This window comes from Nitrospirae bacterium YQR-1 (assembly GCA_039908095.1).
Taxonomy (GTDB): Bacteria; Nitrospirota; Thermodesulfovibrionia; order Thermodesulfovibrionales; family Magnetobacteriaceae; genus Magnetomonas.
This window is the reverse complement of sequence record JAMOBJ010000001.1, coordinates 334,292-348,727: the sequence shown is the minus strand read 5'-3', so window position 1 is coordinate 348,727 and position 14,436 is coordinate 334,292. Positions and strand designations below refer to the sequence as shown.

At 42.6% G+C, this 14,436-nt stretch carries 15 protein-coding genes; 13 read left to right on the top strand and 2 right to left on the bottom strand.

The window, feature by feature from the left end; genetic code table 11:
- Positions 1-123: 123 nt before the first annotated feature.
- Positions 124-417, bottom strand: coding sequence for a hypothetical protein (locus H7844_01695; protein MEO5355994.1), 294 nt, complete (start codon positions 415-417; stop codon positions 124-126).
- Between the two features lie 7 nt (positions 418-424).
- The gene (locus H7844_01690; protein MEO5355993.1) at positions 425-2,107 is read right to left on the bottom strand and encodes a fused response regulator/phosphatase; all 1,683 of its coding nucleotides are present in this window, start codon (positions 2,105-2,107) and stop codon (positions 425-427) included.
- Positions 2,108-2,521: 414 nt separating this feature from the next.
- On the opposite strand from H7844_01690, the gene gspG reads away from it, so the two are divergent.
- The 13 genes from gspG (at position 2,522) to gspD (ending at position 14,351) form a co-directional block, all read left to right on the top strand.
- Entirely contained in the window at positions 2,522-2,953 is a 432-nt protein-coding gene (gene gspG / locus H7844_01685) for a type II secretion system major pseudopilin GspG (GenBank protein MEO5355992.1), read from the top strand.
- Positions 2,947-4,719, top strand: coding sequence for a GspE/PulE family protein (locus H7844_01680; GenBank protein ID MEO5355991.1), 1,773 nt, complete (start codon positions 2,947-2,949; stop codon positions 4,717-4,719). The genes gspG and H7844_01680 overlap by 7 nt, the downstream gene beginning before the upstream one ends.
- 124 nt (positions 4,720-4,843) lie before the next feature.
- The gene (locus H7844_01675; GenBank protein MEO5355990.1) at positions 4,844-6,043 is read left to right on the top strand and encodes a type II secretion system F family protein; all 1,200 of its coding nucleotides are present in this window, start codon (positions 4,844-4,846) and stop codon (positions 6,041-6,043) included.
- Complete coding sequence (locus H7844_01670; GenBank protein MEO5355989.1) at positions 6,040-6,498, top strand: type II secretion system GspH family protein; 459 nt, start codon at positions 6,040-6,042, stop codon at positions 6,496-6,498. Before H7844_01675 ends, H7844_01670 begins: the two co-directional genes overlap by 4 nt.
- 306 nt (positions 6,499-6,804) lie before the next feature.
- Positions 6,805-7,092: a DUF6516 family protein gene (locus H7844_01665; GenBank protein MEO5355988.1), complete on the top strand. Its 288-nt coding sequence runs from the start codon at positions 6,805-6,807 to the stop codon at positions 7,090-7,092.
- Positions 7,089-7,463, top strand: a complete 375-nt coding sequence (locus H7844_01660; protein MEO5355987.1) for an ArsR family transcriptional regulator — start codon at positions 7,089-7,091, stop codon at positions 7,461-7,463. The genes H7844_01665 and H7844_01660 overlap by 4 nt, the downstream gene beginning before the upstream one ends.
- A gap of 188 nt (positions 7,464-7,651) precedes the next feature.
- Positions 7,652-7,954, top strand: coding sequence for a hypothetical protein (locus H7844_01655; GenBank protein ID MEO5355986.1), 303 nt, complete (start codon positions 7,652-7,654; stop codon positions 7,952-7,954).
- On the top strand, positions 7,938-8,624 hold the full coding sequence (locus H7844_01650; protein MEO5355985.1) for a prepilin-type N-terminal cleavage/methylation domain-containing protein: 687 nt from the start codon (positions 7,938-7,940) through the stop codon (positions 8,622-8,624). Before H7844_01655 ends, H7844_01650 begins: the two co-directional genes overlap by 17 nt.
- 25 nt (positions 8,625-8,649) lie before the next feature.
- On the top strand, positions 8,650-9,573 hold the full coding sequence (locus H7844_01645) for a general secretion pathway protein GspK (protein MEO5355984.1): 924 nt from the start codon (positions 8,650-8,652) through the stop codon (positions 9,571-9,573).
- Positions 9,570-11,030 carry a hypothetical protein gene (locus H7844_01640; protein MEO5355983.1) on the top strand — a complete coding sequence of 487 codons (1,461 nt, stop codon included), beginning with the start codon at positions 9,570-9,572 and terminating at the stop codon, positions 11,028-11,030. The genes H7844_01645 and H7844_01640 overlap by 4 nt, the downstream gene beginning before the upstream one ends.
- Positions 11,030-11,590 carry a GspMb/PilO family protein gene (locus H7844_01635; GenBank protein ID MEO5355982.1) on the top strand — a complete coding sequence of 187 codons (561 nt, stop codon included), beginning with the start codon at positions 11,030-11,032 and terminating at the stop codon, positions 11,588-11,590. Before H7844_01640 ends, H7844_01635 begins: the two co-directional genes overlap by 1 nt.
- A 14-nt stretch (positions 11,591-11,604) precedes the next feature.
- Complete coding sequence (locus tag H7844_01630) at positions 11,605-12,135, top strand: hypothetical protein (protein MEO5355981.1); 531 nt, start codon at positions 11,605-11,607, stop codon at positions 12,133-12,135.
- Complete coding sequence (gene gspD, locus H7844_01625; GenBank protein MEO5355980.1) at positions 12,132-14,351, top strand: type II secretion system secretin GspD; 2,220 nt, start codon at positions 12,132-12,134, stop codon at positions 14,349-14,351. Before H7844_01630 ends, gspD begins: the two co-directional genes overlap by 4 nt.
- Positions 14,352-14,436: the final 85 nt, after the last annotated feature.

The window sequence follows — 14,436 nt, the reverse complement described above, 5'->3', positions numbered from 1 at the left end:
ACAGCAGGCCTGTCAATGATTTAAAACGGAGACAGTAACTTGAAATATTCCACTGAAGTACTGCACAAATAAGCCCTCATTTAAATAATTTAAAATATTGCGTCTTACGAACGCTACATGGTATCAGATTTTCTGTGCTTTGAGCACCTCAACCAGATTTAATGTTTCAAGCAAATTGTACAAGCGTTCATCTTTAATAAAAAGTTTGATTTCTATCTTGTTTTCTAAAACAAGTTTTAATAAATAGCCGATTAATGAGGACGTCATTGAAACAGATTCCGGTATTTTTATTGATATGTAATTCTTCCCCTTTTCCACCAGACTATTGAGAGAGTCTTTGATTTTCAGATAATCATCTATTGTTTTAATATGTCCGGTTATAGTTACTTCCGAATCACCAGTTACCAAAATTTCCATCTTTCCCTCACCTTATAGTGTTTATCAGTACCGCCTCGGTACCACCTGCGCTGTATAATAATATATTGGAGAGAGCTTTTGCAATTTTGATTCCCCTTCCGGTAAATTGCTTGTTATCAGGGTTTGTATCACTGAGTATGGAAAGGTCAAAGCCTAAACCCTCGTCTGCAATCTTTATCAGCAAAAACTCTTTTCCCTTGTTTTTGACAACATTAATCGTGACGGTTATTTTTTCATCAATATCTTTTTCTTTTTCAAGTAAGAATTCCTCGTAAGTACCTTTATTGATCAATTCGTTTTTTTGAATAGCTTTTATGTTCAAATTACCGTGTTCATAGGCATTCATTAACAGTTCAGTAAAAGAGTTCATAACTGAGGCATTGAGGTTGACGCTAATTCCCATAGCCGTCAGATATTTTTCCACCTCACACTCAAGCCGGTTAACCTCTTCAATCCGGCTCTCTATACTGTATATCCTCATGTTGTCATCAGTTTCGTTAAATCTCTGAAGCAAGATAAAGGTAATGTCATCCTCGGATGCTTCCGTTACTGCTTTAAATTTTCCGTACAATTCCTCTTTGAAGAAACTATTAAGGAAATCCTCCTCTATCTGTTCCTGGTAAATGGCGGTATTTTGTCTTACGCCGCACTCGTTTAAACCGTCGCTGTGAATGAGAATTTTTTTGAACTCTTTAAGACTGCAACTGTTGATAGTATGAGTGTTGAGATAGCTCATAATCGGCAGGTTATTGCTTTTTAGTTTCAGTATGGAGCCGTCGTTTTTTTCAACAAGTATAGGGGGCATGGAGTACAGGGCATAGTCCATAGTCTCATTTTTAAAGTCGAAAAAAACAAAAGCGGCGCACAGGATTTCTTCACTAAGCAGTTCTTTCTTTATAAAGTTTGTATAGTTTATTATAAAATCATTAAAATCAAAACAGCCGCTCTGTACACTCTGGTCAATCATATGATTAATAAAAGAGGTCGTAAGAATGGTTGTAACCGAGGCGGAGAGCCCCTTACCCATGGCGTCTGATATAAAAAACAGGTATTTTTGCTCCGACACCTCCCTTAATGAGTAGCTATCCCCGCTTAGTATATCAAGCGGAACATAGCAAACCTCGGCAAACCAGATGGAATTACCCTCCGCAGAGCTTATTGATTTATAGTTCAGATCGTTTTTAATTATCTTAAGCTCCTTAAGAAAAGCCATATCCTGCTGTGCCAAATGGTATTTTTCTCTGTAGCGGAGAATTTCCAGTTCCTGAGCCTGGTTTTTTCGCGCCATATTTTCCACCACATACTGCGCTACCGCCAACTCTATGGCATTAATGAGGGTGGGCATCATTATGGGTTTTGTAACAAACTGGGTTACACCCAGGTTTATTGATTCAATTAAGAAATTGGTGTCTATGTAGCCGGTTATGAGGATAATTGGAACACGGGTATCAATTCTACGTATTTCTCTTATCATTTCAAGGCCGTTTAGCTCCGGCATCATGTAATCGGTCAGGATCAGGTCAATATGGTGTTGGCTGTATTTGCTAAGGGCCGCCTCACCGCTTTCTGCAACGATGACCTCCTTAAAGATTCTCATCAGTATTCTGATTAGCCAGGGGGAATCCTCATCGTCAACAAACAGTATGGTTAAATCCTTTTTAACTTCAAATAATTTATTGTATTCAAGCATAACTGTGTCTGTTTACCTTGTGTGCTATTTTAATATTTCTTGATTTGCCATTATTTAGCCGTTTGAGGTTGAAAAAGATTTTTACCGATTAACATCAAATGACAATGGACGGAAATATCCCGGGCACTGAGGTTACTCCAATATATCATTAACGTTAAACCTGAAATCTTTCGAGAGCTCCCATAATCATGATACAGTATGGCATCTGACTCACCGTTTTGTCAACACGTCTGCATATTTTCCCCATTAACCACTCGCCTCCAAAGCGATTAATACCCTTTTATTAAATCTCTTACCCACACAAAATGGAAAGAAACCAAAACAAATTACTTTAAACATTGACGGCATACCTGTAAAAATGATTAAATATCGGATAGTTTATATAATAGATTCTGAATGATTGGAGCTGACACGGTGATAAAACAAACCAGGAAAATTTTACTTTCTTTAGTAACACGGCAGTTGAGAAATCAAAAGGGCTTTACGCTTATGGAAATACTCATAGTGGTTATGATTATAGGTCTCATTGCCTCCCTGATAGCTCCCAACATTATGGGCAGGTTTGCAAGGAGCCAGGAGGAAATAGCCAAAGCGCAGGTAGAGATGCTCTCAGCCTCCGTGCAGTCTTTTTATCTTGACATCGGGCGCTGCCCGACTGATTTAAACGAACTGATTGCTTCAACGGAAAAACATTGGAGAGGACCATATCTTTCTAAAAAAATTATTCCTGAAGACCCCTGGCACAGGGCCTACCAGTACAAGTGTCCTGGTGAACACGGCACTTTTGATCTCTACTCCCTCGGACCCAACGGCAAGGTGGACGAGCAGATAATAAAAAATTGGTAGAAGAAACCTCAACAGACACGCTCCCCTGCGCCTCTGAGGCTTCGCAGCCATTTGATTATGCGCCCACAGCCCGGTTTTCCTCCATGCCGGTTGGCCAAATACTTGTCAACAAATTCGGCATCAGAGAGCAGGAAATTGAAAAAGCCCTTGATGTACAAAAAGAAATAGGCGGATTCCTCGGACAAATTCTTATCAGCACCGGTGCTATCACAGACTACCAGCTCATTGAAAGCCTCAGCGCTCAACTGGGGATTGCCGTCTTTGACAGGGAATCATTCGGAGAGCCAAAGGACGACCTGGTTCAATCATTTACCGGTAAACTTAATATCGAGTACCTGATTAAAAACCGCTTTGTGCCCATTGAGTTAAAACAAATGCCTGCCGGGCTCTCAGTTACCTTTATAACAAACGATCCCCTTAATGCTCCCATAATAGATTACATCACAATGTCGCTGGTGGCCGATGTCTCTGTTTTGCTTGCCACTGAGCAGACTATAAATGAGTTTTCAAGGCCATTCAGGGTCTCCGGCAAGGACCTCGTATCCCTCAGCATGGATGACAACCCTGAGCTGCTTAAAGAAATGGCGTCGGAAGCTCCGGTCATTAAGTTTTTAAATAACCTGCTTAGCTCAGCTGTAGAACTTAGAGCCTCAGACATTCACATAGAGCCCTCAGAGAGCGCCCACCGCATAAAGATGCGCATAGACGGCGTACTGCACGAGACTCAGGACGTTGAGGATAAACTCTACATGGCTATCGTCTCCAGAATAAAACTCCTTGCAGGGCTCGATATTGCTGAAAAGAGGCTTCCGCAGGATGGTAAGTTCAGCACAAAAATAGCATCCTCACTCATTGATATCAGAGTGTCCTCCATACCGTTTGCCATAGGGGAGGGAGTTGTCATGAGGCTCCTCTACAGGGAGCGCCTTACATTTGACATTACAAAACTTGGAATCGAGCCCGATGTCGCACCCCTTATATTAGAGCTTATTAATGTGCCATTTGGGATACTACTTGTAACCGGCCCGACCGGTTCAGGGAAAACCACCTCCCTGTACTCTATGATAAGCACCCTGGACAGAAAAGAAAAAAAAATCATAACTGTGGAGGACCCCGTTGAGTACAAACTTGACGGAATAAACCAGATACAGGTTAAATCGGAAATCGCCCTCACATTTGCCGCAGCCCTTCGCTCAATTTTAAGGCATGACCCGGACGTCATAATGGTTGGTGAAATCCGTGACCCTGAAACCGCCGAGGTAGCCGTTCAATCCGCTCTCACAGGGCATCTTGTGCTCTCAACCCTGCACACAAACGACGCCCCCAGCAGTCTGTTTAGGTTAATTGAAATGGGGCTGGAGGATTATCTGCTAAATGCTTCAGTCCTTGGCGTCATCGCTCAGAGAATAGTCCGGAGAAATTGCCTGAACTGTTCCGTCCCGACAGAGCCCCCGCCGCATATTATTCAAAAATATAATCTTGAGGAGCTGATTAAGCGATTCAGCAGCCTTAATCTGACCCTGAATATGAAAAAAGGACAGGGTTGCAGAAAATGCTCCGGCACCGGTTACAGAGGAATGCTTGCAATTTACGAGGTCTTTAAATACACTGAGGACCTCAAGGACCTATTTATAAAAGAACACTCCATCGTTTCTTTGAAACGCAGACTCATACTGGAGCATAACTTCAGAACCCTGAGGGAGGACGGACTTATTAAGGTAATTTCCGGTATAACAACAATTGAGGAGGTGCTAAGGGTTACGTGATACCAGGCAGCCTTCAATCGTCTAACTTTGTTGGCTTTGTCATAGGATTCTCAACGTCTCCCATGGAATCCCCTATGAGGGCTTGCTCCCAGCCGCCTGTGTTTACTTCTGGATGCTGCCTGGTATGAGCAGCTTTAAGTATCAGTGTGTGGACCCTGCCGGTAAGGAAAGCACCGGAACCCTCACCGCCGCAAGCGTCTCGGAGGCTCGGGCAACACTCAAAGACAAGGGGCTCAGAGTCGTATCCATCAGTGAGTCGTCAGCCATTAAATCGCCCTTTTCATCTTTTAAAAGTACAAGTGTAAAAGAGTCTGACCTTTATAACATGTCCAAAGAACTCAGCGTGTTACTAAGAGCCGGGCTCAGAATTGACAACTCCCTGGAAATTGTAACACAGACGGCGGCAAATCCGGCACTTAAGGCTGCTCTGGCGGCGGCGGTAAAGGAAATACGGGCAGGTAAGAGCGTTGCCGAGGCTTTTGAAAAAACCGGTATTTTTAATAACCTCATGCTCTCCGTTATCAGAGTGGGCGAGAGTGTGGGCGACCTCAAGATGTCTTTTGAACAGATAGCTGGAAATCTACATTTCCAGATTCAATTTAAGGCGGAAATCAAAAATAACCTGACCTATCCGGTTTTCCTGATACTTGCCAGCCTTGTCACCCTGTTTATTATCTTTAAATTCATAATTCCCAGGTTTTTCAGCGTCTTTGGCACAGACCAGCTGCAGAACCTTCCCACTGTTTCAAAAATCCTCTTTGCCATGTCCCAGTACTTAAACGTTTATGTGATTTTCGGCGTTATTGCGGCAGTTATGATATTTTTTAAATATGTGGGCGTTAAAAAAATTTTTCTGAATGTTTATGCCCATGCTCTGTCCCTTCCCGTCTTCAGAACCCTTATATTAAACCTTGAGCTTTCGAGGTTTTCCTACTCTATGCACACAATGCTAAGCAGCGGCATAGAGTTTATAAAGGCGCTGAAGTACTCCATAGAGTTAATTCAAAATGAGAAAGTACAAAACGTGTTTCAGCCGGCGTTAAAATTAATAAAAGAGGGGCGCAGTATCGGAGAGGTGTTCTCCGGCATAGAGATGCTGCCCGATATTGTGCCCAGTATGGTGACAGTCGGTGAGAAGAGCGGCAACATGAAGGAGATTTTCCTTGAGCTTTTCAATGTCTTTGACGACAGATTTAAAAGAGCAATAAAGAGAATCGTCATCCTCATTGAGCCTGCCATTATAATTCTGATGGGAATGATTGTAGGATTTATAGTGATTTCACTTATTCTTACCGTAATGAATGTGGGAAATATAAAGTTGTGAGCCAAAAGGGGTTTACACTCGTTGAGCTGCTTATCGTAATTGTAATCATAGGTATGATTTTTGCCGTAACACTGCCCGTTTCCGTTAGTATGTACAACAGGCACATAGCCTCCATCGAGGCGGAAAAGGTAATGCTATATATGTTTAAGCTCCAGAGGGACTCTTTTTTAGACGGAGAGGAAAAACTGGTTGAAACCGATAAGGGGCTCATAACGGTAAATGGTGTTGCCCACATGTTTTCCACAGACGCTCCGGTAAATCCCTCCGGCCCCCAACCGAAACAACAAAGCCCTGAGGCCCAAATTAACTTTGTTTATATTCCAACCCCTATACTGTTTTTTACAAACGGCACAACCTCAGGGGGTGTGGTAATGGTCTATGTAAAGGAGTTCATATTTGCCGTGAAAATTGCACCACCATATGGGGAAATTAGGATGGAGGCTCATAACGTATGAGTAAATCATCTTAGCTATACCAAGTGACAAGTAACCTAATAAAGCACCCCGATGGTGCTCACATCTTTAGCCTCTCCAAAGTAAAAACAATCCTCTGATGCCTCATAAATGGACTATGCCCCGTGATTTCCTCTTCATTGATGATTTCTGTTAAGCCTAGATCTCTTTCGATAGTTCCCGTAGCCATGTTACAATAAAGCATCAAACCAACGGTTTTGTCAATGATTGAACTTTCGTATGATTTTCTCATGAGGCAATTCTACGTATTGATTTTAAGTTTAATCTATGGTATGATATTACTAATATATGATGGCGGAGCTTGTTTATCATCAAAAGAAATATTATAAAGATGGCGCCATTAAGGAAATAAAAATATGGAAAGTTCCCTGGTCTGAAGATAAACCATTTGGCTATAAGTATTCTCTGGTTTATATTGTAAATAGTGAACGAATTGTCGGTTATGATAATTCTGAGGGCAAAGGTGATCACAGGCATTTTATGGGAATAGAGTATCCATACAAATTTCAAACTTTAGAAAGACTGTGGGCGGACTTTGAAACTGATATTAAACTCTATAAAGGGGACAGACCATGAAAGTGAAAAATATAAAGATAGTCATTAAATCCGACGAGGATATTTTTAAAGAGGTCAAAGAAGTTGTCAGAAAGATAGAACAAAACGAAAAAATAAAAAAACATGAGGAAATATCCTTTGATGATATAGACACACTGAGAAAAATCCTCACAGATGGACGGATAAAAGTACTCAAGGGAATAAAGAAAAATAATCCTCAATCAATATATGAACTTGCTAAAATTCTCGACAGGGATACTAAGAACACTTTCGATGATGTTAAATTCCTTGCTGAAATGGGGCTCATAGAGCTTAAAAAAACTAAAGACGGCAGAGAAAAAACAACTCCAACGGTAAGCTATGATAATATTTTAGTAGAAATACCTGTGTGATATTTAATTATAATTCTCGCTAAGAATATATTGTGTCCTTATGGCCGATGTGCTTGAAATAAAAACCTGCAGAGTGTATAATCTTTTAAAGGGGTGTTCTTATAAAAAAACACTTACAAAACGGCGGGTTTCTTGTAATAGAAATCCTGATTTCAGGTCTTATCCTTACGGCTGCCATAGCGGCCAGCATGTATCTGCTGAGAATCGGCTACGAGAGTCTCTCAAGAGCTCGGGATTCAAATATGATTTCGGCTAAAATGCCGGAGATAATAGATTTTCTTAAAAATGCCGATCTGGCGGAAGTCAAACGCAGTGTTGATATGGGTACAGGGGTTGTTCTTACCTGGAAGGCAACCCCGATAAGGCAGGGCTCGCCCTCATTGATAATTAATCCAAGGAAAACATATTCTCTTACCCTGTATAAGGTTGATTTTTTGGTAACTTGCAATAAACTGGCCAGAGAGTACACGGTAAATGTACTCAGATACTAAGAAAACCCCGCAAGGATACACTTTAATTGAGGCGGTTGTAGCCGTGGCAATATTCTCCGCCATGATAATGCTTGCAATGGTGGTACTTAATCAGGGTTTTAAACAGTACAAGGATATAATGGAGGAGGGTGTTAATTTCTGGAAAATAGCCCGGAGTTACTGGCTTCACAAAAGCGTAAGCGGCATGGTCTATTACTATGTGAGTGACGAAAAAAGGCTTACATGGAACACATGGCGGCCATACATTGTGTGCCGCCCGGAGCTGTTGAGTTATGTCAGCAATACTCCTTTGGCTGGAACTATCCCCGTAGTTGCATGGATAACAGCGGAGAGAAACCCCACTGACAACACCTTTGATCTCATGTACTATGAGCTGCCGGTTTATACAAAAAATATGCAGGAAATACACCACGACTATGACAGTGGATTGTATAAAACCGGACAGTCTTTTACCATAATTGAAGACGTAACTGATGTCTCAATGGAATGTTACGCCATGGATTCATTAACAAAGCTCTGGAGCTGGGTTGACAGTTACGAAACTAAACCCGGCGTCACGATTCTTCCGACAGCCGTCAAAATAAATTACAGAAAAAATAATATAAATGAGACCATTTTTTTAAATGTCAGGGTTAACGGAACTTTTCACTCAGACCCTAACATAATATAGTATAATACCGCAGAGGCATGGAGATATGAACAGAGCAGTAAAAAATGAAAACGGCTCAGCCGTTTTGCTGACTATATTTATAGCGTCAATAATAATAACGGTAGGGGTGGGATTTAACTGGATTGTTAAAGAGCATATAAAGACGGCAGGGGCACTCAGGGACAAGTCCGAGGCAATGATTTTAGCCGAATCATCCTTTGATACCGCTATGTTTGCAATCTTAACCGGAAAGCTTACCAACAGAGGTGTTGCCTTTACGGATGAATCCTTGCTTGGTGTAAATCAGATTATAGCAAACGGTACCCCTCTGTGGGTTAACGAAAACATTATTTTGCGGCTTCAGGACTCTAACGGTCTGGTTTCACTTGCTGATAAAATCGGCGATGACCTGATAAAGCTGATACAGACGCTGGCGCCTGAGAGAAACGCTTATGAAATCGTGGATTGCATAAACGACTGGATTGATACAGACGACCTTGTACGCACAAGCGGGGCGGAGTCGGAGTACTACAGAATGATCGGAGCTGATTATGAGCCTCGAAATTTTCATCTTCAGATACCTGAGGAGCTGCTTATGATTAAGGGAATGGATATTCAACTGTTCAGTAAACTCAGACCGTTTATAACGCTGCTTAGGAGCACCGGATTTAACGTTAACACTGCACGGCCGGAGATAATTGCCGCCCATTACGGATTAAACGCCGAGACCATGGAGTCTCTGCGCCAATACATGGCTAAGAACACCATCGAGACCACTGACACTTTCAACCAGATAACCGGTTTAAATACAAGTTCTTTTGAGGATACACACGTAACAGCGTCGGAGTACTTTGAAATATCCCTGGATGTAAGAGCAGGGGGGAGTCTATACCGCATAAAGTCAGGAATCAGCATAAGAGACACAACAGGGTTTTCACCACATTCGGTATATTACTGGAAGGAGGGATGACCCCTGCATTGAAACCCATTAAGAAAATATTGGGCGGCATTAAACGCTACTTTAAAAGTGTTTTTAGACATAATCGGCAAGATAGCAAGACAACCATAACCGCCTGCTACGCATATGAAAATGGATTTGATTATTTTAAAATCGGAAAAGACGGCGTAGAGAGAGTTTTAAATGGGAATGTATCTTTTATAAACAAGATTTTTGGTAGAAATGTTCTGATAATCGGCAAGGAGATATCTTTCTACTTAAGGAGCAAGTACCCTCCGGCAAGCGACAAAAATCTGATGGGAATGATTTCAAATGAGCTGGATGAGCTCTTCCCAATGATTTCCTCTCCGGTCTTTTATTTTCATGTATTTGAAAAACATGAAAACTATGTTGTTGTGGATATATGGGCTTGGGAGAGCCGGATAGCAGGCCGGCTTGCCAATGAGTTTCCCTACAATTACACGGTCCCGGAGGATGTTTTATTTAAGTCGTCTGAGTATGAGGTTTCAGTGTTTTTTACCGGCGGAAGGACTTCTTTGGTGGCCCATGGTCCTGAGGGTTTTATTGGCACACGCCTCTATATAAGAGCAGTCACAGCCAAAGACGTGGAGACTTTCATAAGAGGCCTTGGGAGTGCAAGGGAAAAAATAAGGGCAGTTAAGTTTTTTGTCTCAGAAACCGACTTAGGCCTTAGCAATGGGTTTGCACTCTCAATACCTGTTTTGGAGACCGTGAGGAAAGACTATCCGGCGGCTCTTGAGTATATTTCTGCATTTAATCTCAATCCGTTTTTGTCAAAACCATGGTATGCCGGACTGGATATTGATTTTTTTCTGAGAGTGTCAGCTTATTCTATGACCTGCTATATGATTTCAACCTACATATCATTAAGCAGGCTTGACGGCACGGCTATGGAGCTCCAGAGTAAGATTTCAGAAACAAATAAGAAAGTTATGCTTTTAGCCGAGGTACAGGCTAAGGATATAACCTCAAAAGTTCTGACCACACTTGCCGGTAAAGTTGCCGAGACCACCCCGCCGCTTGAGGTTTTAGACGCACTTGCGGCGGCCTCCCCTGAGGGAACCCGGTTTCAGCAGATTCAGATAACCAACAGAAACGTAAATGCCGCAATGCTTACGGCAGACCCGGCCTCCGCCATAAAAAGCCTCAGCACCAGCCCCACTGTAGAGTTTGTACAACTGGTGGGTGAGCCTCAGAAAGACGCTCAGGATAAATACAAAATTAATCTGTCAATTACGGTTGCAGACTCCGTAAGGCTCTCCAAAGTATTACTTTCACAAAAGGCCATTGTAGAGGCCCCCTTGCCGGCTCTGACCACAGGCAGTGCAAGTGTAAACACAATTAAGGCGCCGTCCTCTCCACAGGCGGTGATTAAATCCGGCCAGATCAATACGCTTACAACACCATCGTCCCCCCAGGCGGTGATTAAATCCGGTAAGGTGTTTTAATGTCTCAGAATATAAAACACACAGGGGGTGGAATCAGTAAGGAAAGAATGCGAAAAATTGGATTTTTTGTGATAGTTCTTTTGACAATAGCACGTTTTGGGCTGTTTCCGTTAAGAAGCGAGGTTGAAAGAAAGAAATCTGTAATTGAGGACTATAGGGTTACTTATGCCTCAAAGATGGAGCTGCTTCAAAGGTACTCATCGGTGGATATGAATGACTACCCTGAGGTAAACCAGGAGTTATCCACACTTGTTTTCCCAAAAGAAAGTAATAAAACATCTGTTCAAACCGACGTTCTCAAATTTATTACCACAACGGCTGAGAGCAAACACCTCAATGTGTCAAACTTTCAGATGGTTGAGGGCTCAGAGGGCCCGGTTGTCACAGAGGTCTCGGTTATGGTTAAAGTGAAAGGTAAACCAAAACAAATTATTGGGTTTTTAAGAGAAATCCAAACTCATAAACCGCTTGTCAGAATAAAGAACACAGAAATAAATCAGGGAAGTGAGAGCGAGTATTCCGTTAAAATTGTAGCCTCAGGTTACATTAGAAAATTATAGCTTGACAACAACCAATGGTAAAAGAATATATTAAAAGCTTAACGAAATACTTCAGAGGTGACCGGAGTGCTCCAGGCAGCCGGTTTTCCGGTCTGAAAAAGCATAGAAAGGATATTGTAATATTGCTGGTTCTGTTAAGCCTAATGCCCTTATTGGCAGTGAAAAAACCGAATGCCGGCTACAGCCCTAAGGGCGGTGGCGACAATAATACCTATATTGACAAAAAAACGTTGCTCGGAATGGTATCAGGGGGGATTGATAAACAATATCCCATTATTAATGAGAGAAATATTTTTTCTCAGGACGGTAAATATGAGCCGGATGCTCCGCCCAAATCCGCCAGGACATACACACTTGTGGGAATCATCAGGGCAAAGGCCAATCAGGTGTTTTTAGTGGATAACCTTGGGACAACGTATGTTGTCAAGCAAGGTGATAAGCTTGAGGATGGAAGTGAGGTGGCGGGTGTTGATAATATATCAGTGGTTTTAAGAAATGGCAGGGAGGAAAAAAGATTGAAAATTTTGACGGTGGAAAATAAATGAAAATAAAATATTTATTATTAATACCTTTAATGTTGGCAATGTCATGTTCGATGATCTTCAGGGAGTTAAAAATAGAAAAAAGCACGGTGGACGGTGCTAAAGACAATGTAACGAAAGACAACATAACCAGACGTATGCCCGGTACCGGGTCGGTACTTGAGTTTGAAGAAAAGCAAAAAGAGGGTAAAGCTGAGGAGATAACGTTGCCGGCATATGAGCGAACCTCACCGGAAAAACTGGCGGCGGAGCTGGAGCCGATAGATTTTAAGAAAATGGTGACTGAGACAAAACCTGTAATGATAAATGTGGATGGGATGCCTTTGAGCGATTTTATAATTTATGCCGTAGGGGATGCCTTAAAGGTTACTTTCTTTATAGATGAGGCGGTAAAATCACTTAAAAACCCTGTAACTCTTAGAATGACAAAGGAGCTTCCCCCGGAAACCGTACTTGAAATTGTGGTGGAGCAACTGAGACAAAGCGGCCTTTTGGTTGGAGCGCGGGGGCCGGGACTGTATATTTTAAAACCTGCCACATCAGGGGAACCGACAGATGTGAGACTAGGGCGCGGTGTTATCTCAAGCTCCACAAGAATAGTTCAGATAGTACCGCTGAGGTATGTAAGCTCAGCAGACATTGTGCCTCTTGTCGCTGAGCTTTACAAGACAAGCATAACTGTAAAGAACTACCCAAAAGACAATTCATTGATATTGACCGGCACGGCGGCAGCTATGAAGGATATATTGAGCTTCATAGAGGTCTTGGATGTGCCGTATTTGAATAAGAAAAAACTGATGCTCATAAAGCTTGTTTACTGGAAACCGGAGGAGTTTGTAAGCCAGATGGCGTCAATACTGGGAGGGATAGGGGTAACGGTATCGTTGGATCCGAAGATGCCTGGAGTGACATTTATACCGATAAAGTTTCTAAACAGTGTATTGGCCATAACCCCCGATGAAACAGCAATGGAGCTGGTAATGAAGTGGAGGAGTCGTCTTGACACCTCCGAGTCAGCCGGTGCAGAGGAAAAAATATATGTCTATACACCCAGATACTCGGCAGCATCGGAACTGGTAGATTCCGTACAGCGGCTTTACGGTTTAAAAACCGGAGTTACTCAGACGCAAAAGGGTAAAACCTCTGTAACCGGAGCATTACCGTCGGCCTCTGCAAAAGCACAAGCCGGCAAAGCTGCCAGCGAAGGCGAATTTGCAGTACCTGCTGCTCTACCCAGGTCGGCGGCAACAGCAACAACAGGGCTTTTACCTACGGCTCCCGGCACAGAGGGTTCACTACAAGTTCCCAGCCTTAAGATAACAGCCGACGACAAAAGAAACGTAGTGCTACTGATGGCCTCTCCGACCCAATACAGAACAGTGTTAGGTCTGCTTAAAGAGCTTGACACTCCCCCGCGGCAGGTATTAATAGAGGCCACGGTTGCTGAACTAACCCTGGACGATAAAAACAATATGGGATTTGAATGGTATCTTGCCGGCAGAATGTTAAGCAACGTGGCAGGCGGGAAATTTGCTGGACCATTTAGTTTAGGGACCTATGGCAACCTGGGCGTAAGCAGCGGCACCGGCCTGGCTTATACATTTACCGCCGACAGCGGCAACCTTGAACTGCTGACAAGTCTTTTAGCAACAGACAAAAAGGTGGAAATCCTGTCAAGGCCCCATCTGATGGTGCTTGACAACGAGGAGGCGACAATTAGGGTTGGAACTGAGGTCCCGGTTATAACAAGCGAGGTATCGGCAGCGGATGTAACCACAACCTCATCAACTACCTCAAGCGTTTTGAGAAATGTCCAATACCGAAACACCGGCGTAATGCTGAAATTGAAACCGACTATAAACTCCGAGGGGCTTGTTACAATTGAAATCGGCCAGGAGGTAAGTGAGGCTGAGACGAACAATACCTCAAGCATTGACTCTCCGCTGATTCTCGCAAGGTCAGTACACACCAAAGTGGTAGTGGCCGACGGAAGCACTGTGGTTCTCGGCGGTATAAGAACAAAAACAATTTCAAATTCCGAGAGTAAGGTGCCGATTTTAGGTGATATTCCCATAGTCGGACAGTTATTTAAGGCTGATTCGTCTAATGAGAGAAAAACTGAGCTGATAATTCTGATAACTCCGAAAATAGTACATAATGCTGAGGAAGCCTCATCGGCAACCAAAGAAATGAAGGATGGTCTGGGATGGTTACATTAAAAATAATAAATGTTTAAGTTTCTGAAACTATATACCGATAAAGTAATTAAAAATAACAGGTCGGGCAGAGTCCACTAAGGAGGTG

Coding starts and splice junctions, on each gene's coding strand:
- H7844_01695 (MEO5355994.1), bottom strand. CDS start 417: ATGGAAATTTTGGTAACTGGTGATTCGGAAGTAACTATAACCGGACAT.
- H7844_01690 (MEO5355993.1), bottom strand. CDS start 2,107: ATGCTTGAATACAATAAATTATTTGAAGTTAAAAAGGATTTAACCATA.
- H7844_01675 (MEO5355990.1), top strand. CDS start 4,844: ATGAGCAGCTTTAAGTATCAGTGTGTGGACCCTGCCGGTAAGGAAAGC.
- H7844_01665 (MEO5355988.1), top strand. CDS start 6,805: ATGATGGCGGAGCTTGTTTATCATCAAAAGAAATATTATAAAGATGGC.
- H7844_01660 (MEO5355987.1), top strand. CDS start 7,089: ATGAAAGTGAAAAATATAAAGATAGTCATTAAATCCGACGAGGATATT.
- H7844_01655 (MEO5355986.1), top strand. CDS start 7,652: ATGTATCTGCTGAGAATCGGCTACGAGAGTCTCTCAAGAGCTCGGGAT.
- H7844_01650 (MEO5355985.1), top strand. CDS start 7,938: ATGTACTCAGATACTAAGAAAACCCCGCAAGGATACACTTTAATTGAG.
- H7844_01645 (MEO5355984.1), top strand. CDS start 8,650: ATGAACAGAGCAGTAAAAAATGAAAACGGCTCAGCCGTTTTGCTGACT.
- H7844_01640 (MEO5355983.1), top strand. CDS start 9,570: ATGACCCCTGCATTGAAACCCATTAAGAAAATATTGGGCGGCATTAAA.
- H7844_01635 (MEO5355982.1), top strand. CDS start 11,030: ATGTCTCAGAATATAAAACACACAGGGGGTGGAATCAGTAAGGAAAGA.
- H7844_01630 (MEO5355981.1), top strand. CDS start 11,605: ATGGTAAAAGAATATATTAAAAGCTTAACGAAATACTTCAGAGGTGAC.
- gspD (MEO5355980.1), top strand. CDS start 12,132: ATGAAAATAAAATATTTATTATTAATACCTTTAATGTTGGCAATGTCA.